Source organism: Ureibacillus aquaedulcis, assembly GCF_030418165.1.
Classification (GTDB): domain Bacteria; phylum Bacillota; class Bacilli; order Bacillales_A; family Planococcaceae; genus Ureibacillus; species Ureibacillus aquaedulcis.
In genome coordinates this window covers 1-259 of sequence record NZ_JAUHTQ010000050.1, presented here as the reverse complement: position 1 = coordinate 259, position 259 = coordinate 1, and the positions used below count along the sequence as shown (strand labels likewise).

The 259-nt window shown below is 55.6% G+C and carries 3 tRNA genes; all 3 read right to left on the bottom strand.

The window, feature by feature from the left end:
• Positions 1-2: 2 nt before the first annotated feature.
• The 3 genes from QYB95_RS19220 to QYB95_RS19210 all read right to left on the bottom strand — a co-directional run bounded on the left by QYB95_RS19220 (position 3) and on the right by QYB95_RS19210 (position 252).
• Positions 3-74: transfer RNA gene (locus tag QYB95_RS19220), tRNA-Glu, on the bottom strand.
• 9 nt (positions 75-83) lie between these two features.
• Positions 84-174, bottom strand: a tRNA-Ser gene (locus tag QYB95_RS19215).
• Positions 175-177: 3 nt separating this feature from the next.
• Positions 178-252: transfer RNA gene (locus QYB95_RS19210), tRNA-Asn, on the bottom strand.
• Positions 253-259 lie beyond the last annotated feature (7 nt).

The window sequence follows — 259 nt, the reverse complement described above, 5'->3', positions numbered from 1 at the left end:
TATGACCCGTACGGGATTCGAACCCGTGTTACCGCCGTGAAAGGGCGGTGTCTTAACCACTTGACCAACGGGCCAAACCTATATGGCGGAGAAGGAGGGATTTGAACCCTCGCGCCGGTTGCCCGACCTACACCCTTAGCAGGGGCGCCTCTTCAGCCACTTGAGTACTTCCCCATATGGCTCCGAAGGTAGGACTCGAACCTACGACCGATCGGTTAACAGCCGATTGCTCTACCACTGAGCTACTTCGGAAAAATTC